This window comes from Saccharothrix violaceirubra, assembly GCF_014203755.1.
Taxonomy (GTDB): domain Bacteria; phylum Actinomycetota; class Actinomycetes; order Mycobacteriales; family Pseudonocardiaceae; genus Actinosynnema; species Actinosynnema violaceirubrum.
Genome location: NZ_JACHJS010000001.1, coordinates 6,052,949 through 6,076,328 on the forward strand (window position 1 = coordinate 6,052,949; position 23,380 = coordinate 6,076,328).

21 protein-coding genes and 1 other RNA gene are annotated in these 23,380 nt (G+C 73.4%); 8 read left to right on the forward strand and 14 right to left on the reverse strand.

The window, feature by feature from the left end; all coding sequences use genetic code 11:
* Nucleotides 1-64: 64 nt before the first annotated feature.
* Nucleotides 65-556: a hypothetical protein gene (locus tag F4559_RS27800; RefSeq protein ID WP_184673646.1), complete on the reverse strand. Its 492-nt coding sequence runs from the start codon at nt 554-556 to the stop codon at nt 65-67.
* A 4-nt stretch (nt 557-560) separates the two neighbouring features.
* Nucleotides 561-833, reverse strand: coding sequence for a hypothetical protein (locus tag F4559_RS27805; protein WP_184673649.1), 273 nt, complete (start codon nt 831-833; stop codon nt 561-563).
* Nucleotides 834-1,214: 381 nt separating this feature from the next.
* Between F4559_RS27805 and F4559_RS27810 the strand changes: the two genes are divergently transcribed.
* Nucleotides 1,215-1,559 (forward strand): ParB family protein, encoded by a 345-nt coding sequence (locus F4559_RS27810; protein WP_184673651.1) that lies wholly within the window; start codon nt 1,215-1,217, stop codon nt 1,557-1,559.
* A gap of 52 nt (nt 1,560-1,611) precedes the next feature.
* Here F4559_RS27810 and F4559_RS27815 read toward each other — a convergent pair whose 3' ends face one another.
* Both F4559_RS27815 and rnpB read right to left on the reverse strand, forming a co-directional pair.
* Nucleotides 1,612-3,210: a DUF6345 domain-containing protein gene (locus F4559_RS27815; protein ID WP_184673653.1), complete on the reverse strand. Its 1,599-nt coding sequence runs from the start codon at nt 3,208-3,210 to the stop codon at nt 1,612-1,614.
* Nucleotides 3,211-3,444: 234 nt separating this feature from the next.
* Nucleotides 3,445-3,844: RNase P RNA component class A (rnpB, locus tag F4559_RS27820), an RNA gene on the reverse strand.
* Between the two features lie 224 nt (nt 3,845-4,068).
* On the opposite strand from rnpB, the gene ssuE reads away from it, so the two are divergent.
* Nucleotides 4,069-4,626, forward strand: a complete 558-nt coding sequence (gene ssuE, locus F4559_RS27825) for an NADPH-dependent FMN reductase (protein WP_184673662.1) — start codon at nt 4,069-4,071, stop codon at nt 4,624-4,626.
* Nucleotides 4,627-4,630: 4 nt separating this feature from the next.
* Here the strand turns inward: ssuE and F4559_RS27830 are convergent, their stop codons facing one another.
* Genes F4559_RS27830 through F4559_RS27850 form a run of 5 tightly spaced genes read right to left on the reverse strand, consistent with a single transcriptional unit; the run spans nt 4,631 to nt 9,102 of the window.
* Entirely contained in the window at nt 4,631-5,713 is a 1,083-nt protein-coding gene (locus F4559_RS27830) for a bifunctional RNase H/acid phosphatase (RefSeq protein WP_184673665.1), read from the reverse strand.
* Nucleotides 5,710-6,441, reverse strand: coding sequence for a zinc ribbon domain-containing protein (locus tag F4559_RS27835; RefSeq protein WP_184673666.1), 732 nt, complete (start codon nt 6,439-6,441; stop codon nt 5,710-5,712). The genes F4559_RS27830 and F4559_RS27835 overlap by 4 nt, the downstream gene beginning before the upstream one ends.
* The gene (locus F4559_RS27840; protein WP_184673677.1) at nt 6,438-7,583 is read right to left on the reverse strand and encodes a Nif3-like dinuclear metal center hexameric protein; all 1,146 of its coding nucleotides are present in this window, start codon (nt 7,581-7,583) and stop codon (nt 6,438-6,440) included. The genes F4559_RS27835 and F4559_RS27840 overlap by 4 nt, the downstream gene beginning before the upstream one ends.
* Nucleotides 7,580-8,617 (reverse strand): Rv2231c family histidinol phosphate aminotransferase CobC, encoded by a 1,038-nt coding sequence (gene cobC, locus F4559_RS27845; RefSeq protein ID WP_184673679.1) that lies wholly within the window; start codon nt 8,615-8,617, stop codon nt 7,580-7,582. Before cobC ends, F4559_RS27840 begins: the two co-directional genes overlap by 4 nt.
* Complete coding sequence (locus F4559_RS27850) at nt 8,614-9,102, reverse strand: hypothetical protein (RefSeq protein ID WP_184673681.1); 489 nt, start codon at nt 9,100-9,102, stop codon at nt 8,614-8,616. Before F4559_RS27850 ends, cobC begins: the two co-directional genes overlap by 4 nt.
* 30 nt (nt 9,103-9,132) lie before the next feature.
* Here F4559_RS27850 and F4559_RS27855 point away from each other — a divergent pair, with 30 nt between their 5' ends.
* Together F4559_RS27855 and F4559_RS27860 are read left to right on the forward strand one after the other, a co-directional pair.
* Nucleotides 9,133-9,591, forward strand: a complete 459-nt coding sequence (locus F4559_RS27855) for a low molecular weight protein-tyrosine-phosphatase (protein WP_184673683.1) — start codon at nt 9,133-9,135, stop codon at nt 9,589-9,591.
* 271 nt (nt 9,592-9,862) lie between these two features.
* Nucleotides 9,863-10,669 carry an SURF1 family cytochrome oxidase biogenesis protein gene (locus tag F4559_RS27860; RefSeq protein ID WP_184673685.1) on the forward strand — a complete coding sequence of 269 codons (807 nt, stop codon included), beginning with the start codon at nt 9,863-9,865 and terminating at the stop codon, nt 10,667-10,669.
* A gap of 98 nt (nt 10,670-10,767) precedes the next feature.
* On the opposite strand, the gene F4559_RS27865 is transcribed toward F4559_RS27860, so the two are convergent.
* Nucleotides 10,768-11,721, reverse strand: coding sequence for a cobalamin biosynthesis protein (locus F4559_RS27865; protein ID WP_184673687.1), 954 nt, complete (start codon nt 11,719-11,721; stop codon nt 10,768-10,770).
* A 51-nt stretch (nt 11,722-11,772) separates the two neighbouring features.
* Here F4559_RS27865 and F4559_RS27870 point away from each other — a divergent pair, with 51 nt between their 5' ends.
* The 3 genes from F4559_RS27870 to F4559_RS27880 are packed head-to-tail and all read left to right on the forward strand — an operon-like array spanning nt 11,773 to nt 18,396.
* Nucleotides 11,773-13,245, forward strand: a complete 1,473-nt coding sequence (locus F4559_RS27870; RefSeq protein WP_184673689.1) for a DUF2397 domain-containing protein — start codon at nt 11,773-11,775, stop codon at nt 13,243-13,245.
* Between the two features lies 1 nt (nt 13,246).
* A complete protein-coding gene (locus F4559_RS27875; RefSeq protein ID WP_184673691.1) occupies nt 13,247-14,407 on the forward strand; it encodes a TIGR02678 family protein in 1,161 nt (386 codons plus the stop codon).
* Nucleotides 14,404-18,396: a TIGR02680 family protein gene (locus F4559_RS27880; protein WP_184673693.1), complete on the forward strand. Its 3,993-nt coding sequence runs from the start codon at nt 14,404-14,406 to the stop codon at nt 18,394-18,396. The genes F4559_RS27875 and F4559_RS27880 overlap by 4 nt, the downstream gene beginning before the upstream one ends.
* Nucleotides 18,397-18,399: 3 nt before the next feature.
* Here F4559_RS27880 and F4559_RS27885 read toward each other — a convergent pair whose 3' ends face one another.
* Nucleotides 18,400-18,861, reverse strand: coding sequence for a MarR family winged helix-turn-helix transcriptional regulator (locus tag F4559_RS27885; protein WP_184673695.1), 462 nt, complete (start codon nt 18,859-18,861; stop codon nt 18,400-18,402).
* Nucleotides 18,862-18,919: 58 nt separating this feature from the next.
* Between F4559_RS27885 and F4559_RS27890 the strand changes: the two genes are divergently transcribed.
* Complete coding sequence (locus F4559_RS27890; protein ID WP_184673698.1) at nt 18,920-19,759, forward strand: NmrA/HSCARG family protein; 840 nt, start codon at nt 18,920-18,922, stop codon at nt 19,757-19,759.
* On the opposite strand, the gene nudC is transcribed toward F4559_RS27890, so the two are convergent.
* From nudC to F4559_RS27905, 3 genes are read right to left on the reverse strand one after another with little or no spacing between them, the layout of a single operon-like run.
* Nucleotides 19,756-20,700, reverse strand: a complete 945-nt coding sequence (nudC, locus tag F4559_RS27895; protein ID WP_184673700.1) for an NAD(+) diphosphatase — start codon at nt 20,698-20,700, stop codon at nt 19,756-19,758. The genes F4559_RS27890 and nudC overlap by 4 nt on opposite strands.
* Entirely contained in the window at nt 20,697-22,085 is a 1,389-nt protein-coding gene (locus tag F4559_RS27900) for a M16 family metallopeptidase (protein WP_184673702.1), read from the reverse strand. The genes nudC and F4559_RS27900 overlap by 4 nt, the downstream gene beginning before the upstream one ends.
* A complete protein-coding gene (locus F4559_RS27905; RefSeq protein WP_184673704.1) occupies nt 22,082-23,368 on the reverse strand; it encodes a M16 family metallopeptidase in 1,287 nt (428 codons plus the stop codon). The genes F4559_RS27900 and F4559_RS27905 overlap by 4 nt, the downstream gene beginning before the upstream one ends.
* Nucleotides 23,369-23,380: the final 12 nt, after the last annotated feature.

Sequence of the window (23,380 nt, forward strand, 5' to 3'; positions counted from 1 at the left end):
GTAGGCGCTGCGGTCGTTGCTCGCGGCGGCGGCGTGCTGGGCGACGTGCGCTGCGGACCGACGGTCACGGTCTCGCCGGCGTCCGAACACCGCGAACCTCCTTCTTACGGCGGTCTGACTGCCTGGGGGTCTGTGCTCGGGTGGCGCTCGCGGCGCGTTTCGCCCCCTTTTTCCTCTGCTGCTTGGGTTGTCTGCGCGGGCGTTCGGCGGTGACGCGCAGCCGGGCGGCACTGGACGCGCCGCCCCGGCCGGAGGTGACCTCGCGCGGCGCGGTCAGTTCCCGCCCCCACATCGTCAGCACGGCGGACAGCGGGCGCTCGTGGCTGATGCGCGCGCAGATGAACCGGGTGAGGATGAGGGTCGCGACGAACGCCCAGGCCGTGCTGAAGAAGCCGAATCCGATGCCCATCTGCCGTTCGACGGTCATGACCAGCAGGAACACCGCGATGCCGACACCCCACGCGACATAGCGCGCACGCCAGGGGAAAGTCGCCTTCGGCGGGCCGAGCCACACGGCGTCGACCCGGTAGACCTCGTCGTCGGTGCGCACCCGCAAGGGGTCACCCGCCGGTGAACAGGCCGGCGATCCACGAGCCGATGTTGGCACCCGCGTTCGTGGTCACGGCCAATCCGATGATCGCCAGCGCGATGATCACGCCGCCCAGCCGGCGCATGACGCCGGCGTTGTCGCCCTTGCCGCCGCCGAGCCAGAGCAGGAGCAGCGCGACGGTGAGCAGCAGCAGCGGCACGAGGTTGTCGAGTATCCACTGGCGCACCCCTGTTGTGCCCGGAGTCGTCTGCTGGGCGAGCGTTGCCAGGGTCAAGGCGGTCATCTCGTACTCCTGAGTACGCGGGACTTCACCGGGCGGTCGGAGGGGGGTCCGTCCAGGTGGTGCGCTGTCGAGTAGAACACGTCTCCGTCACAAGCTGTATCGGTCGGCGAGCGGTCGGTAGATCAAGTGCCGTTCCCCCCGAACAAGATTACGTCTAATCTGGCCATGGACATCATGGTTCGAGGTGAGCCGGTGGTGAACCGGCGACGCCGGATTCTCCCGATTGCCAGATCAGTTCACCCGACTGCGACAAGGTCGGTCACGCACCGTGTGTTGAACTGTCCGCCCCCTGTCCGATCGCCAGCCCCTGATGACCCGTTCGGTCCGGACGGCTGCTCCGAACGGTCCGCCCCGGAGCCACTCGCCGAGGAGTGCAGAACGATGGCCCAGTCGCCCGAAGCCGCGCCCGAGCCGGTCTCCGCAGTGAACGAGATCACCGTCGCCGTCACCGTTTCGGGCGAAGATCAGGCTACCGGGGAGGCGTCGGCCGGCGGGCGGCGGGTGCAGCGGACGGTCAACTTCGACCAGGACGTCCTGGACCGGGCCAGAGCCGCGGCGACCTACCTCGCGGCGTACGAACCGACCGCGGGCGTGCGCAGCCTGGCGGACATCGTGAACCCCGCCGTCGCCGCGTACGTGGCCGAGCTGGAGCGGCGCTTCAACGGCGGCGAGGGCTTCCGCCCGGTCTTCCGCATGCCGCCGGGCCGGCCCTCCCGCCGGACGTGAACGGGTCCCTTCCACACCCCCAGGGAGCGGAAGGGACCCGACGATCACGCGGTCAGCTCGTGCCGGAGATCCGCCACCACCCGACGGTGGGCAGCGTGTCCGGGCCGACCGGACCCTTGCCCCAGAAGTAGTCGTCGAAGTTCGCGATCCACGACGACCCGATCGGGCCCATGGTCGACCACACGACCGACGACGGCTGGGTGTCGATCGACGCCTGCGCCCACGCGGCCCGCACCTTCAACGGCTTGTTCCACCACAGGAACGGCGTCCGCAGCAGGTAGTTGCCGAACTTGCGGCCGTGCGTGGACGTGTGCACGACCCCGCTGTCGAAGCCGTTGATCTGGTGCAGGCCCTGGAACGCCTTGCCCCACCGCGCGGCCCAGCTCTTGCCCGCCCACGTCGACCGCAGCACGCCCGGCGCGTACAGGCTCAGCCACTCCAGGTCCCGGTTGCCCCAGCGGGCCTCGGTGTTGGCCAGGAACGAGTCGCTCTGCGCGCTGCACCCGGCGAACGACAACCCGGTGGGCGACCCGCGGCCGGTCCAGTAGGTCAGGTCCACGTCGTCGACGTAGAGCTGGTCCCAGCCGTACGGGAAGGCCGGGTCCTTGAAGTCCCGCTCCCACGCGTTGGTGTCGCGCCACTTGAACTGCACCGGGATGCCCCGGCCGGTGAACTCCGCGTCGAACCGGTTGTTGTTGAGGTTGGTCAGCGGCAGGCCCGCGCACCAGCCCGTACCCTCGTCGCCCACGTCCACGCGCGGGATCGACGCCGTGCCGAACGACGCCTCGCGGGGCGGCGGGGTCGGGTCGGGCTGGGGCAGGGACGCGGACGGGTTCGCGGGCACGGTGACCGCCTGCGCGGACGGCGTGTCGGCGACCTCGGCCAGGCACCGCACGGACGGCTCCAGCCGGTCGACCTTCTCGTCCAGCGCGGGCGAGTCGTACACGTACGACACCCCGGAAAGCCGCGTGTCCGCACCGAGGACCTTGAGGCACCGCTCGCGGGCGCCCGCCTGGTCGAGCACGGGCACGCTGCCGACCTTGACCAGTTCCCGCGTGCTGTAGGTCAGCGCGGAGACCGCGCCGGAGCCGTCGAACGCGATCCGGATCTTGGCGCCCGCGCCCTCGAGCGGCACGCCGTCGACGCTGAGCGCGAACGACACCGCGGTGTCCAGCGGCGCCGACACGACCGCCTTCCCGTCGGCGTCCACGACTTCCAGGGTGGTCTGCCGCGCGGTGGGCGTGGCGCCGGCGGGCAGCAGGCCGACGCCGCGCAGGGTCTCGGCGGCCTTCTTGATCGCGTCGGCCTCGCCGATCGCACGCAGCCGCTTGATCGCGTCGAGGTCGAGTTTCGTGCCGGTGGTGGCCTGCCCCTCCTCGTCGGCCTGGCCGGTGCCCGCGTCGAGACCGGGGACCCGGAGATAGGTCGCCTCGTCCGCGAACGACACCGAGCCGTCCTCGGCGCGGTGCACGGACTTCAGGCCGAACGCGCGCTGGAGCGCGGTGGCCTGGTCGGCGGTGAGCCCGGTGGAGCGCACCGCGTAGACGGGCAACTCGGCCGCCGCGGCGGCGCCGGGGGCACCGCCGATCACGGTGGCGCCCAGGAGACCCGTGACGGCGAGCCAGGTTCCGGCTCGTCTGCTGGTCGACATGCCTGCCTCCCTCTGCCGACCGCGGCGCAGGGTGCCCGCGGTCCGCGAGGAGGACTCGGCGGCGTGCGGCGGTGATACCGGGCCGGGTGGACTCCACTCGAACGGCGCCACTTGTGTAACGCGGACCCGCCGCACTGGATTTATAGGCGGACTATTGGGTCCGCACGCACGAAGTGACGTGCGCCATTCCACGCGGGATGGCTTCGGGTGGTGTTCGGCGAGCCGAAGGCGGGGCGGACGAGTCGGCTGGTAAGCCGGATTCTGTTCACGGGCGCCTCGCGGCGGTCCCGATCGGCGACCATCCATCTCGGCCTGCCGTCGCCGGCAGGCTCGTGCGGCCTACCCGCAGGCTCGGGCGGGCAGCCCTCGAACGCCTGCGCAGGTGCCCGGGGGCACCCTCTTGGCCTTGCTCCGGGTGGGGTTTACCTAGCCACCCCTGTCACCAGGGGTGCTGGTGGTCTCTTACACCACCGTTTCACCCTTACCCCGGCTCGAAAGCCGAGGCGGTCTGTTCTCTGTGGCACTGTCCCGAGGGTCGCCCCTGGTTGCCGTTGACAACCACCCTGCCCTGTGGAGTCCGGACTTTCCTCGGCGACGGAGGTGAATCCGTCGACGCGGTCGCCCTGCCGACTCGTCCGCGGGCGTCAGGATAGCCGGGCACGTCCCAGGACGTGGAACCAGGTGGGCGAAACCTTGTCGTGATGTGGACGCGACTGCTCTACTCGAACCATGGCAGGAATCGGGATTCTCACCCGACGGCGCTATGTCGACTTCGGTCGGACCGACGCCGCGATCTGTTCCCGCTGACCACTTTTACCTCGCACCCCGAACCTTTTTCGAGGAAGGTGTCAGTTCGTCATGTCCACCATTCTGACGATTTCCGGCAGCCCGTCACCGGTGTCGCGCACCGGGATCGTCGCCGCGCACGTCGACGACCTGTTGCGGGCCGCGGGGTACGGGGTGACCACGCTCGACGTGCGGCAGTTGCCGACGCTGTCGCTGCTCACCGAAGACCTCCAGGACCCCGAGATCGCCGACGCGGTCGCCGCCGTGCTGCGCGCGGACGGGATCGTGGTGGCCAGCCCCGTCTACCGCGCGGCCTACAGCGGCCTGGTGAAGGCCCTGCTCGACCTGCTGCCCAAGAAGGCGTTGCGGGGACGGGTGATCCTGCCCCTGGCGACCGGCGGCAGCCAGGGCTTCCTGGTGGCGATGGACTACGCGCTCAACCCGCTGCTGGCGGGCAAGGGCGCGGACAACGTGCTGCGCGGCGAGTTCGTGCTCGACCAGGACATCGTGGGCGACGTGATCGCGCCGACCGCCGCCGACTCGCTGCGCACGGCGGTCGACCGGTTCGTGACGTCCGTCGAGCTGGCCCGCGACAAGCGCCGCCGCATGCACCTGCGCCCGGCCGTCTGACCGCTCAGACCAGGTGCGACGTGTCGTTCACGGACCGGACCGACGCGAAGCCGTCCGGGTAGAACTCCACGACCGACACCGACGCCAGGTCCAGGTGCAGCCGGTAGAGCAGCGTCGGACCGACATCCAGCCCGAGGCGCAGCAGCTGCTTGATGGGGCTGACGTGGCTGACCAGCACCACGTCCCGGCCGGCCCACCGGTCGAGCACGCGGTCGAGCAGCCGGCCGACCCGCACGAGCACCTCGTCGAAACTCTCGCCGCCGGGTGCGGGCACGGACGAGTCGCCCAGCCAGCGCCGGTGCAGGTCCGGGTCACGGTCGGCGGCCTCGGCGAACGTGAGACCTTCCCACGTGCCGAAGTCGACCTCGACCAGGTCCTCGTCGACCACCACGTCCGCCGAGATCGCGCGGGCGGTGGTCAGCGCGCGGTCCAGCGGGGACGAGAGCACCACCGCGGGGAGCACGGCCGAGGTCACCCGCCGGCCGACCGCCGCCGCCTGCCGCCGGCCGACGTCGGTGAGCGCGGGGTTGCCCCGCCCGGAGTAGCGGCGTTCGACGGACAACGCGGTCTGCCCGTGGCGCACCAGGTACAGCCGGGTCGGCTCGCCGACGGCGCCCGACCACACGGCCGGTGGCGCGGTGACGTGCGCGGCGGTCCCGGTCGCCGCACCGGACGGCTCGATCCCGGCCTGCTCGTCCATCGCCCGGTTGGCCAGCTCGTCCGCGTCCCCGTTGCGGGCCCGCGGAATCCACTCGTAGGCCACGGTCGCGAACGCCCGTGCCACTTCGCGGGCCTGCGCCGCCAACGGCTTCATCGCCGGGTGCTTCACCTGCCAGCGACCGGACATCTGCTCGACCACGAGCTTGGAGTCCATCCGCACCAGGACGTCGTCCGCGCCGAGGTCGGCCGCCGCGCGCAGACCCGCGATCAGACCCTGGTACTCGGCGACGTTGTTGGTCGCCACGCCGATCCCGGCGTACCGCTCGGCGAGCACCGCACCGGACGCGGCATCCCGGACCAGCGCGCCGTAGCCCGCCGGTCCCGGGTTGCCGCGCGAGCCGCCGTCGGCCTCGACGACGACCTTCACCGGTCGCCCAGGCGCACCAGGATCGCGCCGCACTCCTCGCACCGCACGACCTCGTCGGCGGGCGCGTCCTTCAACGCGCTCAGCGCGCTGCGGTCCAGCTCGATCCGGCACGCGCCGCAACTGCGGGTCTGGAACACCGCGGCACCCACGCCCTTGTGCTCACGCACCCGGTCGTAGAGGGCCAGCAGCGGCTCGGGGAACACCCCGGCCACGATCTTGCGTTCCGCCGTGCGCTTGGCCTCGGTGGACTCCAGGTCCGCCAACGCGCTGTCCCGGCGGCGGGTCGCGTCCGACAGCGCCTCCTGCGCCTTGTCCAACTGCACGCGGGCGTGCTGCGCGTCCGCGTCGACCGCCTCGCGGCGTTCCATCAGTTCGAGCAGGTCGTCCTCGAGCGCCGAACGCCGGCGGCCGAGCGTGGCCAGCTCGTGTTCGAGGTCGGTGAGCTGCTTGGCGCCGACCGTGCCGCCCTGGAGGAGCTTGCGGTCGCGTTCCTCGCGTGCCCGGACCTGGTCGATCTCGGTCTCCTGGCGCTTGACCTCGCGGCCGAGGTCGCCCGCGGTGGTCTCGACGAGGGTCAGCGCGTCCTGCTTGGCCCGGACCAGCTTCTCCGCCTCGGCGATCTCCGCGAGTTCGGGCAGCGTGCGGCGGCGGTGCGTCACGCGCGCCAGCTCGGTGTCGACCTGCGCGAGGTCGAGCAGCTTGCGCTGCACGGCGGGATCGGCTTTCACTTCAGCGGTCCTCCAGTTCGGTTCGTCGCGCCGACGGTCCACGGGTCGGTCCGGCGTGCGGAGACGAGGACGTCGACCGTACCGCCGAGGCCGGTCGACACGATGTCGGCCGCCCGCGCGCACCACGGCCACTCCCCGGCCCAGTGCGCGACGTCGACCAGGGCCGGTCCACCCGCCGCGAGGTGCTCGGACACCGGGTGGTGGCGCAGGTCGGACGTGACGTACGCGTCCACGCCCGCACGCGTCGCCGCGCCGAGGTAACCGTCGCCCGCGCCGCCGCACACCGCCACGCGCTTCACGGGCCGCGCCGGGTCGCCGGCCGCGCGCACGCCCCACGCCGTCGCGGGCAGGGCGTCGGCGACCCGCTGGGCGAACACGGCCAGCGGCTCGGCCGAGGGCAGTTCGCCGACGCGGCCGATGCCCGTGGTGCCGGGCAGTCCGGGGATCTCGTTGAGGTCGAACGCGACCTCCTCGTACGGGTGGGCCGCGCGCAGGGCGGCCACGACGCGGGCGCGGGACCGCCGGTCGAGCACGGTCTCGATGCGGGTCTCGCGCACGTACTCCAGCTCGCCGACCGTGCCGATGGTCGGGTTCGCGCCGCCGACCGGCCGGAACTGCCCGGTGCCGTCGACGGTCCACGCGGTCTCGCGGTAGTCGCCCGCGCCGCCCGCACCCGCCGCGTGCAGGGCGGCCAGCACCTGCCGGGCGTGCTCGACCGGCACGTAGGTGGTGAGCACGTCGCGTTCGGGTTCGGGCGCGGGGGTCAGCGGGCCGGTCACGGTCAGGCCGAGGGCCGACGCGAGCGCGTCGGACACGCCGTCGTGCGCGGCGTCGGCGTTGGTGTGCGCGGTGTACAGCGCGATCCCGGACCGGATGAGCCGGTGCACGAGGGCGCCCTTGGGGTCGTCGGCGGGCACGCCCTTGACCCCGCGCAGCAGCAACGGGTGGTGCGCCACGAGCAGTTCGGCGCCCACCTCCACCGCTTCGTCCACAGTGGATTCGACCGGGTCGACGCAGAACAGCACGCGGCGCACGGGTTCCGCGCGGTCGCCGCACACCAGCCCGACCGCGTCCCAGGACTCGGCGGTGCCCGGCGGGTAGGCCGACTCCAGCACGGCGAGGACGTCGCCGATCGTGGTCACAGTTCCTCCAGCACGACTCGCAGCGCGTCGACGAACAGGGCGTTCTCGGCGGGTCCGCGCACGGCGACCCGCAGGTGATCGGCGGTCAGGCCGGGGAACGTGTCGCCACGCCGCACGGCGATCCCCTTGTCCCGCAAGGAGATCCGCACCCGTTCCCCGTGCGGCACGCGCAGCAGCACGAACGGCGCGCACGGTTCGACGACGGCGAACTCCCCCAGCGCCTCGTACGCCGCCCGCGTGTGCGCGACGGACTCGGCCGCCCACCGGACCGCCTCGGCGACGGCCGCCGGCGCGCAGCACGCCTCGACGGCCTCCAGCACGAGGGCACCGACCGGCCACTGTGGACGGTGCAGGTCGAGCCGGGCCAGCAGGTCGGTCGCGCCGAGGGCGTACCCGGCGCGCAGTCCGGCCAGCCCCCACGTCTTGGTCAGGCTGCGCAGCACCAGCAGGCCGGGCAGGTCGGCACCCGCCAGCGACTCCGGCTCGCCCGGCACCGTGTCCGCGAACGCCTCGTCGACCACCAGCACCCGTCCGGGCCTCGCCAGCGCGGCGACCACCTCGCGGGGGTGCAGCACGGACGTCGGGTTGGTCGGGTTGCCCAGCACCACGAGGTCGGCCTCGTCGGGCACCGCGTCGGGCCGCAGCCGGTAGCCGTCGGCGGCGGACAGGTGCACGCGGTGCACGGGCACGTCCGCGTCGCGCAACGCCACCTCGGGCTCGGTGAACGACGGGTGCACGACCGCCGCGAGGCGTGGCCGCAACACCGGCAGCAGCGCGAAGCCCTCGGCGGCGCCGTTGAGCACGAGCACCTCGTCGGGCCGGCGGCCGTGGCGGGCGGCGACGGCCTCGCGGGCGGCGGCGGTCGACGTCGGGTAGCGGCCCAGGTCGTCCAACGCGGCGGCGAGCCGGTCGCGCAGCCACGCGGGCGGGCGGGGCAGGCGGACGTTGACCGCGAAGTCGACCAGTCCGGGCGCGGCGTCGACGTCGCCGTGGTGGCGCAGCAGCGCGCGGTCGGCCGGATCGGTGCTGGTCATCGCCCGGAGTCTAGGGGGTCGGGTCCGGGCTTCCCGTCGCGGCGGCGCAGGTTCTCGTCCACGGCGTGCAGCAGGTCGATGCGGTCCTCGCGGCGGCGTTCCCGGTCCTCCTGCTCGCGGACCAGCGCGGCGATGTCGGCGGCCCGGTGGCCGACGGCCTCGGTGTGGAAGCCGTCCTCGAACCACCACCAGGCGCGGCGGCCCTGGCGGGCGACCAGCACGGGTTCCGTCTTGCGGCGTTCGTCCAGGTCGGCGTAGCCGGAGACGACCAGCGGCGGGCAGCCCGTGCCGAGGAAGAACACCCGGTCGCGGAAGGCGAACCCGCGCTCGACGGAGAACCCGGCGTTCGGGTCGGGGCGCAGTTCGACGCTGGGCGAGGCGGCGCCGATCTCGGCGAAGGCACCCGCCGCCGGCCGCGTGACCCGCACCAGCGACAGCCCGGCGACCGCGCAGACCGCCGCGATCGCCAACCACACGCCCGTCATGACACTCCCCACCTGGCAAAATCGCGAACCGTGCCCGACGTCGCATTCATCTGCACAGGCAACATCTGCCGCTCTCCCGTGGCCGCGATCATATTCCGCGAGCACCTGCGCCGGGCCGGCTTGGCCGACCTCGTCCGGGTGGACAGCGCGGGTACGGACGGGTGGCACGTCGGCGACCCGGCCGACCACCGCGCCGCCCGGTCGTTGGCCGACCGCGGCTACCCCACCGGGCACACGGCCGCACGGGTGGACCGGGCGCACCTCGACGCCGACCTGCTGGTCGCGCTGGATTCGGGGCACGCGCGGGCGTTGCGGAGGATGGTCGACGACCCGGACCGGGTGCGGCTGCTGCGGTCGTTCGACCCGGATGCCGACGGCGTGGACGTACCCGACCCGTACTACGGCGACCACCAGGGGTTCGAGGACGTGGTGGACATGGTGGAGGCCGCGGTGCCGGGCCTGTTGGCCTGGGTGCGCGAACGCCTGTAGTGCGGTTGTCCGGTGATCACGGCCAGGCCGCTCGCCCGGACCACCGGCCGAAACCGACCTGACCGGAGCCGGTCCGACCGGCCGCGGTCCCGAACCGGCCGCGACCGCCGGAGCCGAGAGTCCGCCCGGCGGTCACGAGCCGATGGCGGCCAGCCGGGAACCACCTGTGATCGCGGACCCTCCGTCCGGGCGCGGCCGGACGGTCCGCGATCACCCCGTCGACCCGTGGCCGGGTGCGGGTCACATCGGACCAGGGCTTACCGTGGTCGGTGTGCGGTTGAAGTTCCTCTTGCGCCCCGGATGGCTCGCGTTGACGCTGGCGGTCTGGGTGTTCGCGGCGGTCTGCTTCACCCTGCTCTCCCCCTGGCAGTTCGGCCGCGACGACGAGCGCCGGACGCAGAACGACGCCGTCACCTCGTCCGTGCGCACCGACCCCGTCCCGATCGCGACGGTCCTGGACCGGCCACCCGCCGAGGTCGAGTGGCACCGGGTCACGATGACCGGCCGCTACCTGCCCGAGGGGCAGGCCGTCGCCCGGCTGCGGACCGTGCAGGGCGAGGCCGCGTTCGAGGTCCTGACCCCGTTCGCCCTGGTGGACGGGCCGGTCGTGCTGGTCGACCGGGGTTACGTACGGCCGGTGAACGGCATGCGCGTGCCGACGCTCAAGGCCGTGCCCGACGGGCAGGTCACGCTCACCGCGTGGGTGCGCGCGGGCGAGACCGACGACCGCGACGCGTTCGACCAGGACGGCTACCGGCAGGTCTACGCGATCAACCCGGCCGTGGTCGGCCGGGCCGCCGGGCTGGACCTGCGGCCGGGCTACTTCCAACTGGCCGACGCCGCGCCGGGCGTCGAGGAGTCGCTGCCGCTGCCGAAGCTGGACGCCGGGCCGTTCTACTCGTACGCGCTCCAGTGGATCGCGTTCGGCACGATGGCCATCGGCGGGTGGCTGTACTTCACGATCCGCGAGATCAAGCCGGGCGGTGCGCTCAGCGAACCCCGCCCCAGGCGGAAGTCCGTCGCCGAACTGCTCGCCGAGGACGAGGCCGAGGCCGCGCGTACCCCCGCACCGCACTGACCGTCCAGGACAGCCTCAACCGCGCGAGTCATGCGTTCGGACACCGCGAAATGTGCGTTCGGACACCACGAAATGTGCTCTGCCGCACGGGTCCCGCCTCAACCAGAAGCCCGTCGCCGCCGCGGACGCACGAACGCCAACACCGCACCGACCACCGCCGCCGACGCACCGACCACCCGGGACAACTCCACCGCACGGGTCACGTGCCCGGCGTCGGGGTTGCGGCCGTGGCCGAGCACGGGCCGGTCCTCGGCGCCGTGCGCGTAGACCGTCCGCCCGCCGAGCCTGATCTCCAGCGCACCCGCGAACGCCGCCTCGACCTGGCCCGCGTTGGGACTGGGGTGCGCGGAGGCGTCCCGCCGCCACGTGGTCAACGCCTCGCCCGCCGAGCCGCCGACGACCGGCGCGCCCACGACCGTGAGCAGCGCGGCCAGCCGCGACGGCAGCAGGTTGGCCACGTCGTCGAGCCGGGCGGAGGCCCAGCCGAACCGGCGGTACCGGGCGTTGCGGTGGCCGACCATGGCGTCCAGCGTGTTGACCGCGCGGTAGCCGAGCAGACCGGGCACGCCCGCGACCGCACCCCAGAACAGCGGGGCGACGACGGCGTCCGAGGTGTTCTCGGCGACGGACTCGACCGTGGCCTTGGCGATCCCCATCGTGTCCAGCTTCGACGGTTCGCGCCCGCACAGGTGGGGCAGCCGGTCGCGGGCGGCGGCCAGGTCGCCGCCGTCGAGTTCGCGGCCCATCGCCGTGCCCTCCTCGGCCAACGACGCGCCGCCGAGCACGACCCACGTCGCGGCGGCCGTGGTCGCCACGCGCAGCAGCGGGTGCCGCCGACCCAGCCGTTCGGCCGCGACGCCGACCAGCACCGTGCCGCCGACCAGCACCGCCGTGTACACGGCACCGACGGCCCGGTCGTCACGGTGGATCTTGCGTTCCACAGCCGACGCGACCCGGCCGAACCCGGCGACCGGGTGGAACCTCCGGGGATCGCCGAACGCCGCGTCGGCGGCGACACCCAACAGCAACCCGACGGCACGCCCCACGCTCACGTCCGCACGGTAGCCCGCGACTGTCGGTGGTCGGCACTAGGGTGGCCCACCGTGGAACCGGCCCGCCTGAAGCTCTACGCCTACCTGGACGCGCGCGAGCACCAGCGCACGTACCTGGCGATCATGCGGCTGTTCACGTCCACGCTGCTGGCCGACCTGTCGGCGGGCGAGGTCGCCGGCGCGCTCGCGGGCGTGGAGCGCCGGGGCGGGGTCGAGCCGGGCGAGTCGCGGATCGAGAACGTGATCAACCGCCTGCGGCAGCTGGTCGACTGGGGCAACCTGGTGCAGGGCCGGCGCGAGGTGGTGGCGTCGAGCATCGCCGAGTTCCAGCACGGCAGCGTGCGCTACCAGGTGCACAAGCTGGCCGTGCGCGTGCAGCGGGACGTGGACGAGCTGCTGCGCGTGCCCGAGGGCGCCCGCGAGGTGTCGCGCGAGCTGCTGCCCGCCGTCGAACGCGGTCTCGGCGTGCTCGGCGAGTCCCTGTCGGCCGCGCTGGTCGACGGTTCGCGACGGCCGCGCGAACTCGTGGCCGAGCAGGTCACGACCCTGTTCCTCCAGCACGCCGAGCTGGCCGCCACGGTCCGCGACTTCTACGCCTACCTGGGCCAGGTCGTCACCCGCCACCACCTGGCGCCGGACGAGATCTCCGGGTTCCGCGACCTGCTGGTCGAGTACATCGGGATGGTCGTGGAGGACGTGCTGCGGCACACGCCCGCGATCGCCCGCGCGTTGGCCGGACTGGCCGCCGCGCGGTCCGAGCTGCTGCGCGTGCTCGGCACGGCCGGGCTGGACGGCCGGGTCGAGCGGGCCCGCGGCCGGTCGGCCGCCGACTGGCGCGAGCTGACCGACTGGTTCGTGGACCGGCCGGGTCGACCGAGCCAGGTCACGGCGTTGCGGGAGGCGACCGCACGGGCCATCGGGTCGCTGCTCGCGGGCGTGAAGCGGGCGACCTCGGGCGGCGCGCTGCTGCCCGGTCGCCGGGCCGAGCTGCTCAAGCTGGCCCGCTGGTTCGACGAGGCGACGCCGGACGGGGCGCACGCCCTGTACGCGGCGGCGTTCGGCCTGTACCCGGCCCGGCACCTGTCGCCGGCGCCCGAGCACGACAGCGACAACGAGCGCACGCGGTGGAGCGACGGCCCGGTCCAGGAGGTGTCGGTGAGCGTGCGCGGCCGGGGCGACCGGGGTGCGCGGGGCCGGCCGGCGCGCATCCTGGACGACCCGATGACCGAGCAGTCGCTGCTGGCGCAGGCCCGTGAGGCGGACGGCCGGCGGGCCGCGTCGGTCGCCGAGCTGCGGTCGGCGGCGCTGGCGCGGGACACGCTCTCGCCCGGTGCTCTGGGCGTGCTGTGCGAGCTGCTCACGTTGGCGATGGCCCAGCGCGACAGCGACCGCGACGCCGGGCACGCGGTCGACCCGGTGCGCGGCCTGCGCGTGACCGTGGCGCATTCGCCGGGCGTCCACACGAAGGTCCGCTCGGCGGGCGGGACGCTGACCCTGCACGACTCGACGGTGACGCTGGACTGACGTGGACGGACTTCCCGATCTCGACGCGCGCGACGTCGTGCGCTGCGCCCGCACGCTCCTGCGCCGGCCGTTGCTGCGCGCGGACGGCCCCGAGGGCGAACTGCTCTCCCTGGTGTACCGGCACCGCGTGGCGTTGACCGAACTCTTCGCCCGGCACCTGGGCTACCGGCTGGTGGTGGAACGCCGCTTCGCCCGGCTGCACAAGGCGGGTCCCGGCCACGACGGGACGCGCGGCGTCGCGGGCCTGTCGCCGCGCGGGTACGCGTACCTGGCGGTGACGTTGGCCGTGCTGACCGGGATCGGCCGGCAGGCGCTGCTGTCGCGGTTGGTCGCCGACATCCGGGCGGCGGCGGCCGAGGCGGGTGTCGGGGTGGTGGACGACATCGCGGACCGGCGTGCGCTCACGGCGGCGTTGCGGCACCTGGTGTCCCTCGGCGTGCTCAAGGAGACCGAGGGCTCGGTCGAGGTGGGCGCGGAGGCGTTGATCACGGTCGACACGGACCTGCTCGGGCAGCTCGTCACGGGTCCGGTGGCGGACGCGGAGAGCGCGGACGGGCTCGTGGAACTGGCGGCCCGGCCGGGTCCGCGCGGGGTCGAGCACGCGGTGCGCCGCCGACTGGTGGAGGACCCGGTCGTGCTGCACGCCGACCTGCCGGCCGAGGCGTCGGCGTGGCTGCGTGAGCACCAACGTCCGGAGTCCGCCCTGCTGGAGGCGGAATTCGGCCTGTACACGGAGTGCCGGGTCGAGGGCGTGCTGGCGGCCGACCCCGAGGAGTACCTGAGCGACCTGGCCTTCCCGGGCACGTCCACGGTCGCGCGGATGGCGTTGCTGGCGTTGCCGTGCCTGCTCGAAGGCGACGGCGGGCCGGACGGTCGCCACCCGGTCGACCGCACGCGGCTCGTGGAGGTGTGCGCCGGGTTGGTGCGCGACCACCCGACCGCGTGGTCGCGCAAGGTCGTGGCGGACCTGGACGAGCTGGCCGACGAGGTCATGGAGCTGTTGCGGCGCGTCGGGGTCGCGGTCGTCGGCCCCGACGGCGTGTCGCTCAACCCGGTCGCGCACCGGTGGCTGCCGGAGCCCGACGGCGTGCCCGGACCCGAAGCGGAGCGGCCGGTTCCCGAGGAACCGCACTGGTCGCTGTTCGACGAGGAGAACGTGTGAACAGGTGGCGGCTGCACCGCGGCGGCATCGTCAACATCTGGCAGTACGGCGAGCAGGTGTTCGACTTCTCCGGCGGACGCGCGATCTTCCAGGGCACGAACGGCTCGGGCAAGTCGCGCACGCTGGAACTGCTGCTGCCGCTGTGCCTGGACGGCGACCTGCGCCAGGTCGGGTCGAAGGGTTTCGACACGGTCAGCGTGCGCAGGCTGATGCTCGACGACCACGGCGGCGCCTCGACGAACCGCATCGGCTACGCGTGGGTGGAACTCACGCGCGGCACAGACGAGTACCTGACCTGCGGCATCGGCGTGAAGGCGTCCAAGACCTCGCAGGCGATCACGGACTCGTGGCGGTTCGTCACGTCCGAACGGATCGGCCACGACTTCTTCCTGGTCGCCGAGCAGACCCCGCTCGGACCGGCCCAGCTGCGCGACCTGCTCGGCGCGGACCGCGTGCTGGACGAGGCCGCGTTCCGGGAGAAGGTCGCCGAGGTGGTCTACGGCGTGCCGGTCGCGCGGTACGGCGACCTGCTGCACCTCCAGCGCACGCTGCGCAACCCGGACGTCGGACTGAAGGTGCTGGAAGGCCAGTTGGAGCAGATCCTGTCCGACGCGCTGCCACCGCTGGACCCGGCGTTGGTGGAGCGGCTGGCGACGTCGTTCGACGACCTGGAGTCGATCCGGGAGAACATCGCCCGACTGTCGTCGGCGGACACGGCGTTGAGCACGTTCCTGGAGACTTACTCGTCCTATGCGTTCGGCGGTCTGCGCACTGCGGCGGACCGCTCGGACGCGGCCGAGGCGGCCGTGCGCGACCTGGAAAAGGCGGCACGCGACCAGCGGAACTCGTTGGCGCACAAGGAAGCCGAAGCGGCGTCGGCAGAGCGTGAACAGGAACGGCTGGAGGCCGAGGAGCGCCAGGCCGAGGAGTCCGCGGACGCCTTGAAGCAGTTGCCCGCGTTCACCCGGCTCCAAGACCTGCGCACGCACGAGCGCCTGGTCGCGGAGAAGCGGTCGTCGGCCGTCGCGGCGCTGGAGGCGGCGAACCGGCAGCGCGGCGCCGAGGACGTCGCGGTCGACGGCGTGGCGCGGGCGCTCGGCCGGTTGGCCGACGACCTGACATCCGCGCACGGCTCGGCCGTGTCGCTGGGCGAGGAACTGGTCCGGATCGGACTGGACCCGACGCCCGTCACCGTCCCCGTACTGTCCACTGTGGACTTCTCGGTGCGCGAGGAGGAGGTGCGGGCCAAGCCGGACGCGGGCGCGCCACCCCTGACCGTGCGGCGGTCGGTGCCGCCCGAGGTCGACGTGCCGGACCTGGCCGGTCCGGGCGAGCGGGTGGCCGGGATCGCCGCGGCGGCACGCGGGCACGCGGCGTTGGCGACCGCGCTCGGCGAGCGTGCGGGTCGGGTGGACGAGGACGACCGCCGGGCTTCGAGCGCCGAACGGTCGGCGTCGGAGGCCCAGGACGCGGCCGTGGACGCCGCCGCCGAGCGCGACCGGGCGCAGGAGGACTACGTCGAGGCCGGTCGCGCCTGGTCGACCGCTGTCGGCACCTGGCTGACCACCGGCCCGGAGGTCCTCGACGCGGCGGTGCCCGACGCCGTCGACCTGGACGCGGCCCGGACGGTGACCGCCGGCGCACGCGACCGCGCCAGGCCGTTCACGGCCAAGGCCGGCGCGGAGGCCCACGCCTGTGCGGCCCGCTGCGCCGACCTGCGCGCGGCCGTGGACGCGGCGGACGCCGACCTGGCCGCGCTGCGCTCGGGCACGGAACGGACCCCCGAACGGACCCGGTTCATGTCGGCGGACCGCGACCCGTCGTCGGGAGCGCCCTTCTACCGGCTGGTCGACTTCCGGCCCGAGGTCGCCGAGTCCGACCGGGCCGGCGTCGAGGCGGCGTTGGAGGCGTGCGGGCTGCTCGACGCGTGGGTGACCGGCACGCCCGACCATGCCTGCGACGTGCTCGCCGTGCCCGGCCCGCCGGTGGAGTCCTCGCTGGCCGCGCTGCTCGTCCCGGCCGTCGAGCCGGGGTCGCCGGTCGACGAGGCCGTGGTCGCCGCGCTGCTCGCGTCGGTGTCGATCGACTCCGGCACGACCGCGGTGTCCACGTCCGGCCGGTGGAGCGCGGGCGTGCTGACCGGCGCGTGGCGCAAGGACGCGGCCGAGTTCCTGGGCGCGGGTGCCCGCGAATCGGCCCGCGAACGCCGGATCGCCGAACTGGAGGCCACGCTCGGACAGCTCCGGCTCGACCTGGGTGCCGCCGAGCGGGACGACGCCGCGGCCCGTGCCGCGGTCGTGGCCTGGGAGCGGCACCTGGACCGCTTCCCGGCCGACCGCGACCTGGCCGCGGGCCACGCGTTGGCCGACTCGGCACGCCGCGCCGCCGCCGACCGGGAACGCCGGGCGGCGGACGCCCGGGCCAAGGCCCGCACCCTCAGGGCGCACGCCGAAGCGACCCGGGCCGACCTGGAGCGCGACGCGGGCGACGCCGGGCTGCCGGCCGGCGCCGAGTCCCTGCGCCAGGCCGGGCACCGGGCGACCGGCGTGGCCGCCGACGCGGACCGCCTGGCGGACCTGCTCCGGCACCGTTGCGCCACGGCGATCGGCGACCTGGCCGAGGCGGCCGAACGCCACCGGGTGGCCGTGGCCGACCGTGCGGAGGCGGAGGCGACGGCCGACCGTCGGTGCGCGGACTACGCGTCGTCGGCGGCCACCGTCGCCGAACTGGTCGAGGCGGTGGGCGGCGAGGCCCAGGAGATCAACGACCAGCTCGCCAAGCTGGACACCAGGCGCCGCGAACTGCGTGCGGCCCTGGAGACCGAACGCAAACGCGGCGTGACCACGGCCGCGCAGGTCGGCCGGCTCAGCGAGAGCGTGGAGAACACCGACCGGCGCCTGGCCGCGGCCCGCGCGGACCGGGACCGGGCGGCGGCCCACTTCACCGACACGATCCACGCGCCGGGCGTGCTGATCGCGGCCCTGCCCGACGTCGAGGCGGACCCGGCCGCCGTCCGCGAGGCGTTGAAGACCGGACGCCGCGCCGCCGACGAGCCGAAGGTGCTCGCCAAGCTCCAGGAACTCCAGTCGACGCTGGCCGGCACGCACGAGATCGGGACGGGTCGGCACGCGGACCTGCTCACCGTGACCGTGACCGGCGAGGAAGGGCACCGGCCGGTGGCCGTCGCGGCGCAGCGGGTGACGACGCTGCTGGCGCGGCAACGGGGTTTCCTGGACGAGCAGTACCAGCGGATCTTCGCCGACTACCTGATCCGCGACCTGGCCGAGTGGCTGCGCGGGCAGATCGCCGTGGCGGAGGACCTGTGCGCCCGGATGAACGAGATCCTGGGCCGGGCGAAGTCGAGCCAGGGCGTGCACGTGAAGCTGGCGTGGAAGCCGTCCGCGAAACTGGACGACGCCACGCGCGAGGGCCTGGCCCTGGTGCGGACCCCGTACGCGGGCCGGGACCAGGACCAGGACGCCACGCTGCGCCGCGTCTTCACCGAGCGGATCGAGGCCGAACGCGACCGGCACGCGGGCGACTACGCCGACATCCTGTCCAGCGCCCTGGACTACCGCACCTGGCACCAGTTCACCGTGACCGTCGCCGACACCGGGCCCGACGGCAAGCCCCGCGAACGCCGCCTGCGCCAGCTGTCGTCGGGTGAGACGCGGCTGATCTCGTACGTGACCCTGTTCGCGGCGGCGGCGTCGTTCTACGACGCCGTGGGCGAGGAGGCGTCCCCGTTGCGGCTGGTGCTGCTGGACGAGGCGTTCGAACGGCTGGACGACCCCACGATCGCCAGGATGCTGGGGCTGCTCGTCGACCTGGACATGGACTGGCTGATCACGTGGCCCAGCGGCTGGGGCGTCTCGGACCGGATCCCGCGCATGCACATCTACGACATCCTCCGCCCCAAGTCGGGGCGGGGCGTGGCGTGCACGAAGACCACCTGGGACGGCGCCGCCCTGGACCGGGTCGACCCTTGATCCCTACGTGGCGAAGCGTTCGGTGTCCCAACGGTCGTGCGCCTCGAGGAGCTTGCGGCCGATCCGCCTGAGGTCCGCCACGTCCCGGTCCGTCAGCGCGGCCGTGAACTCCTCGGCGACGGCGGCCCGGTAGGCGGGCCCCGTGGTCGACTTGAGGAACGCCCGCCCCGACGGGGTGAGTTCCGCGTAGACGACCCGCCGGTTCTCCGGCAGTTGGACGCGGACCACCCACCCCCGGCCCACGAGTCGCTCGATCAGCCGCGTCACCCCCGACGGCGTCACGGCCAACAGCTCCGACAGGCCGGACATGGGCAACCGTCCACTCCGGTCGATGCGGTACAGCGCCTCGTGCTCGACCAGCGAGCACCCGATCTCCTCCATGCGGGCGCCCATGGCCGCCTTCACGGCATCCACGCCCTGCTGCGCGTACAGCCACGCCAGCAGCGCATCACTCGCCTCGAACACGTCACCACCCTACCAAACCAACTTGACAGCGGAACATTTCCACAGTCAACCTTTGCTCATGGAACTCACATTGGTCACCGGCGCGACCGGTACCCAGGGCGGCGCCGTCGCCCGCCTCCTGCTCGACCGCGGCCACCGCGTCCGCGCCCTCACCCGCACGCCGGACTCCCCCAGGGCGACGGAACTCCGGACACTGGGCGCCGAGGTCGTGCCCGGCGACTTCGACGACGACCGCTCGCTGGCCGAGGCCCTGCGCGGCGTCGACCGGCTCTTCGCCGTCACCACGCCGTTCGGCACCGACCTCGCCACCGAGACCCGCCAGGGCCTGGCGCTGCTCGACGCGGCGAAGCACGTCGAGCACATCGTCTTCACGTCCGCCTGCAACGCCGACCGCGACACCGGCATCCCGCACTTCGAGAGCAAACGCCCGATCGAGGACCGCCTGCGCGACCACACGGTCATCGGCCCGGCCGCGTTCATCCAGGACAAGTTCGACGACTGGACCCTTCAAGGCCTACGCGAGGGCTACGTCGGCATCCCCATGCCCGGCGACGTCCCGCTGTTCCTGATCGACGTCAAGGACATCGCGCAGGTCGCCGTCCTGGCCCTCGAACAGCCGGCCCGCTTCGCGGGCAAGCGGATCGACCTGGCCGGCGAGACCCTCACGCCCGAGCAGATGGCCGCCGTGCTCACCGAGGCACTCGGCAGGCCGATCCGGCACCACCGCACGCCCATCGCGGAGGTGGAACGCTTCTCCACCGACGTCGCCACGATGTTCCGCTACTTCTCCGAGGTCGGCCTGGAGGTCGACATCCCCGCGCTGCGGACCACGCTCCCGGAGGTCACGTGGCACCGCTACGCCGACTTCGTCGCCGCCCGCGACTGGAGTGATCTCTAGGCGAACGCCCAGGACTGGATCATCCGGTACGCGATCGACGCGCCCGGTGCCAGCAGCAGGTCGGGCACGCTGCCCGGCCGCTCGAACGCCTGCCGCACATCCGCGCGCGTGACCCACTTGGCCTGCGCGATCTCGCCGACCGCCGGCCGCAACGGCTCGTCCGGGTCGGCCACCGCCTCGAACCCGATCATCAACGACCGGGGGAACGGCCACGGCTGACTGCCCAGGTAGCGCACGTCGCGCACGGCGACGCCGACCTCCTCGAGGATCTCCCGGGCGACGCACGCCTCCAGGGACTCCCCGGCCTCGACGAACCCGGCCAGCACCGAGTACCGCCCGGCCGGCCAGCCCTCGCCGCGGGCCAGCAGCACGCGGTCCGCGCCGTCGTGCACCAGGCAGATCACGGCCGAGTCCGTGCGCGGGTACTCCTCGTGCCCGCACGCGCCGCAGATCCGGGCCCAGCCCGACTTCACCGCGTCCGACCCGGCACCGCACCGCGCGCAGAACCGCGCGGTGCGGTGCCAGTGGAACAACGCCACGGCGGTCGTGAACAGGCCCGCGCCCATGTCGTCGAGCAGGGCGCCGCACGACCTCAGGTCCAGCCACGTCGGCTCGGCACCCGCCGCCGGCCGGTCCCACACCCGGCCGGGCGCGAGGGCCTCGGTCGTGTCGTCGGCCCGCGGCACGGCCCAGTACGCCACGCCGTCCTGCTCGCCCAGGAACACGGCGTGCTCGTGCGGCACGTCGCCGTACCCGGTGGCCTCCCGGTGCACCAACCGCGACCCGCCGTCCGCGACGAGCGTGCGCCCACCCGCGTCGACCTCGATCACCCGGGCCTTCGGCCAGCCCTGCGCGAGCCGTTCCGCGTCACCGCGCAACGGCTCGGACCGGTCGACCGTGAACCGCGACAGCGCCGGCGACGCGACCAGGTCGAACGTCACGACAGCGCCACGCCGCCGAGCGCGCGCAGCCGGGGCGCCAGCACGTCGGCGTCGCCGACCACCACGCCGGTGAACGCGCTGGGCGCGAAGAACTCCAGCGCCACCTCGGCGACCTGCTCCACGGTCACCCCCGCGAGCCGCTCCGGGTGCCCGGTGAACCACTCGATGCCCAGGCCCAGCCCGGCGAGGTTCACCAGGAACGACGCCAGCCCGCCCTGCGACGACGTCGCCGTCAGCAGCGACCCGATCGCGTACCGACGGGCCGTGTCCACCTCGGCCTCGGTCGGCGAGACCAGGCTCAGCCGGCCCAACTCGTAGCGGGTCTCCAGCAGCGCCGCCGCCGTGACCTCGCTCGCGGTGTCCGCGTCGATCATCAGCGCGGCGCCGCCGGGCGTGAACTCCGGGTGCGACCGCGCGCTGTAGGTGTAGCCCTTGTCCTCGCGGATGTTCTCGACCAGCCGGGACGAGAAGAACCCGCCGAAGATCAGGTTCGCGATCTGCAACGCCGAGTAGCGCGGATCCGTGCGGTCCAGGCCGCGACCGGCCAGCCGGATCTGCGACTGCACGGCACCGGCCCGGTGCACGAACGCCACGTCGCCGCCCTCGACCGCCGGCAGCGGGCGCAGCGCCACGGCCTCGCCCTCGCCGGTCCACGACCCGAGCGCGCCGTCGACCGCGCGCACCGCGTCCGCCGGTTCGACGTCGCCGACGACGACCAGCACCGACCCGCGCGGCAGCACGGCCGCCGCGTGCAGCGCCACGACCTCGTCCCGGGTGACGACCTCGACCTCGTCCGCCTCGGGCATCTCCTTGGCGTACGGGTGGTCGCCGTACAGGTGCCGCTGCAAAGCCTCGCGCGCGATCACGTTGGGCTGCGACCGGGCCAGCCTGATGCGCTCGACGAGCCGGGCGCGTTCGCGTTCGACCTCGTCGGCCGGGTGGGTGGCGCCGGTGAGCACGTCCCGCAACACGTCGAGCAGCGTGTCGAAACCGGACACCAAAGCGTTGCCGGACAACGCCAGCCGCTCCGGGTCGACGACCGCGTCCAGCTCGCCGCCGACCAGGGCCAGCTCGGTGTCGATGTCCACGCGGGTGCGCGTGGCCGTGCCGGTCAGCACGGTGTTCGCCAGCACCTCGGCCCGCGCGGCGTGCGCCGAGCCGACGCTGGTGTCGGCCGGGTCGGCGAACGGGATGCGCAGCCGCAGCTCGACCACGGGCACCGACGAGCGGCGCACCGCGATCACCCGCAACCCGTTGTCCAGCACCGTGTCCACACTGGACAGATCGGCGGCGGCCCGCTGCTCGCCCAGCTCGGGGAGCGGACGCGGGCCGACCTCCGTGCGTCCGATCTCCTCGGCGCTCCGATGGGTCGTCACGGCGTTCACTCGGTACCTCCGTCGGCGGGCTTGACGATCAGGACGGCACGCGCGTCGGCGCGCAGTGCCTTGGCCGCGGCGGCCACCGCGTCGGCGGTGACGGCGGCCAGCTTCTCGGGCAGCTCGTAGAGCAGTTCCGCGCGGCCGAACAGCAGCTCGGCCGAGCCGAGGCCGAGCGTGCGGCTGGTGAGCCGGTCGTGCTCGCGGTGCATCGTGGACACCCAGCGGGCGGTCACCTTGGCCAGTTCGCGCTCGGTCGGACCGTGCTCGGCGAGCTTGAGCAGCTCCTCGTCGACGGCCGCGATCACGCGCTCGACCGGCACGTCCGGCGGGTGGATCGCGGTGACGCTGAACGTGTCCGGGTCGCGCGCCTCCAGCGGACCGAACAGACCGCAGCCCGCGCCGACGTCCACCACGATCGCGTCGCCGTGCACCAGGCGCTGCTGCAACCGCGACCCGTCGCCGTCGGTCAGCACGCCCGCGAGCACCAGGTACGCCAGGTACCCCTCCACCTCCGTCACCGGATCGGGGATGCGGTACCCCAGGGCGAGCGCGGGCATGGGCGCGAGCTTGTCCGTGTGCTCGGCCCGCCGCTCACCCTTCGGCGCGTCCTCCGCGAAGGACGGACGCGCCGGCACGGGCCGCGCGGGCACGTCGCCGAAGTGCTTGTCCACCAGCGACTTGGTGCGCTCGACGTCGAGGTCGCCGGCGACCGTCAGCACCGCGTTGCCCGGCGCGTAGTAGGCGTCGAAGAACGCCGCGCAGTCGTCGACGGTCGCGTTCTCCAGGTCCACGAAGTCGCCGTACCCGTTGTGCGCGTTGGGGAACGTCGTGAACAGCACCGGCGGCAGCAGGATCCAGGGGAACCCGCCGTAGGGCCGGTTGAGCACGTTGAGGCGGATCTCCTCCTTCACCACGTCGATCTGGTTGCGGAGGTTCTCCTCCGTGATCTTGGGCGCGCGCATGCGGTCCGCCTCGAGGAACAGCGCGCGCTCGAGGGCCGCGCTGGGCAGCACCTGGTAGTAGTCGGTGTAGTCGGGGTGCGTCGAGCCGTTGAACGTGCCGCCCGAGGACTGCACATGGCGGAAGTGCGCCAGCTTCTCCAAGCTCTCGCTGCCCTGGAACATCAGGTGTTCGAAGAGGTGCGCGAAACCCGTACGACCTTCGGGTTCGGAGCGGAACCCCACGTCGTAGTGCACGCTCACGCCTACGACGGGTGCGCTTGAATCAGGGGCGAGCACGACCCGCAGTCCGTTGGGGAGCGTGAACCTGTGCAGTTCCGGTAGCGCCATGGACGCAGCCTA

Coding starts and splice junctions, on each gene's coding strand:
- F4559_RS27805 (WP_184673649.1), bottom strand. CDS start 833: ATGACCGCCTTGACCCTGGCAACGCTCGCCCAGCAGACGACTCCGGGC.
- F4559_RS27810 (WP_184673651.1), top strand. CDS start 1,215: ATGGCCCAGTCGCCCGAAGCCGCGCCCGAGCCGGTCTCCGCAGTGAAC.
- F4559_RS27815 (WP_184673653.1), bottom strand. CDS start 3,210: ATGTCGACCAGCAGACGAGCCGGAACCTGGCTCGCCGTCACGGGTCTC.
- ssuE (WP_184673662.1), top strand. CDS start 4,069: ATGTCCACCATTCTGACGATTTCCGGCAGCCCGTCACCGGTGTCGCGC.
- cobC (WP_184673679.1), bottom strand. CDS start 8,617: ATGACCAGCACCGATCCGGCCGACCGCGCGCTGCTGCGCCACCACGGC.
- F4559_RS27850 (WP_184673681.1), bottom strand. CDS start 9,102: ATGACGGGCGTGTGGTTGGCGATCGCGGCGGTCTGCGCGGTCGCCGGG.
- F4559_RS27890 (WP_184673698.1), top strand. CDS start 18,920: ATGGAACTCACATTGGTCACCGGCGCGACCGGTACCCAGGGCGGCGCC.
- F4559_RS27905 (WP_184673704.1), bottom strand. CDS start 23,368: ATGGCGCTACCGGAACTGCACAGGTTCACGCTCCCCAACGGACTGCGG.